Genomic DNA, 1455 nt, shown 5'->3' on the forward strand with positions numbered 1-1455 from the left:
CTTTAAAGATATAACATTTTTCCAATTGACCGGCTGATTCTGAATTGTATGTAGCCCTATAACATTATTCTTAAATCAATTCAAAACAGTTTCTAAGAAGCTGTTTTGAATTTGTCGCCCAAAGCACACACGAAAACGGATACATCAAGCCAAGAAAAACTTTTTGGAGAAATTCAAAACAGCTTCTAAGTAAATTCGATACAATAATCTGTAATATTGATAATGGCTATGTGCGGAAAAGCGTTTATTTTTGGGCAATAGAAACGGATAATACGATGAGCTTATGAAAAAGATCAGATTGAACATCAAGAAAGCCATCCTTTTGGGGATGCTGGTATCAACTACTAATATTCAAGTTACTATGGCACAAGAAAAAATTACGCAGACTGCAGGCCGCGTGCAGTTGGGAGAGTTCGCTCCCGAATTTGCGAAAGTCAATGACGACATTCTCTTTGGAGAAGTATGGAACCGTCCGGGATTGAGTCCGCACGACCGGAGCATGATTACAATCGCTACCTTGGTAGGTAAAGGCATTATAGATTCTTCGCTGACCCATCATTTGCAATTCGCGAAGAGTAACGGGGTGACCCGTACCGAGATTTCGGAATTATTGACTCATGTGGCTTTTTATGCCGGATGGCCCAACGCATGGGGAGCTTTCCGTTTGGCAAAGGATGTTTGGGCAGAAGATACGGCTGGCGATAATGGGAAAGCTGCATTCCAGCGGGAAATGATTTTCCCGATTGGTGAACCGAATGCGGCATACGCCCAATATTTCATCGGAAACAGTTATCTGGCTCGGGTATCAGCCGAACAAGTCCCGTTCTCTAATGTGACTTTCGAGCCTCGTTGCCGGAACAACTGGCATATCCATCACGCTACGAAAGGCGGCGGCCAGATGTTGGTGTGTGTGGCCGGACGTGGCTGGTATCAAGAAGAAGGCAAGCCTGCCGTGCAGATGCTTCCAGGTGATGTCATTCATATCCCTGCCAACGTGAAACACTGGCATGGAGCGGCTGCTGATAGTTGGTTTGCCCACCTTGCATTCGAAATACCCGGCGAAAATGCTTCAAACGAATGGCTGGAGCCGGTAACGGATGAAGAATATGATAAGCTGAAATGATGGAAGAACGGATGAGGGTGAATAACGTATGCGTCTGAATGCGTTGATTCGCCTGATGACCAATTTCAAAAGAGATACGGGATATATATGTCGTTGATATTCAATATATATGTTCCGTATCTTTTGTTTTTTGTCTGTATCAGAACTGAAAGGAAAATGTGTGACAGGAACCGGTTATAAAAATATTTATGTCTGTTTTAGGGGCGAAAAAACAGGGCTGTGTCACGGCTCTTTCATTTAAGCTTAGATAAAGGCACATAATCCCCCCACCCACTTCTTATTGGAAGCAGGAATTTTGTTGTAATTGATACCCAATATGTTACGAATCCTCT

1 protein-coding gene is annotated in these 1455 nt (G+C 43.4%); it reads left to right on the forward strand.

Going from position 1 to position 1455, the window contains the following annotated elements:
• Nucleotides 1-304: 304 nt before the first annotated feature.
• Nucleotides 305-1123 carry a carboxymuconolactone decarboxylase family protein gene (locus B5F91_RS14720; RefSeq protein ID WP_204244712.1) on the forward strand — a complete coding sequence of 273 codons (819 nt, stop codon included), beginning with the start codon at nucleotides 305-307 and terminating at the stop codon, nucleotides 1121-1123.
• The last annotated feature ends 332 nt before the right edge of the window (nucleotides 1124-1455 follow it).

This window comes from Bacteroides sp. An322 (assembly GCF_002161765.1).
In the GTDB taxonomy this organism is placed as follows: Bacteria; Bacteroidota; Bacteroidia; order Bacteroidales; family Bacteroidaceae; genus Phocaeicola; species Phocaeicola merdavium.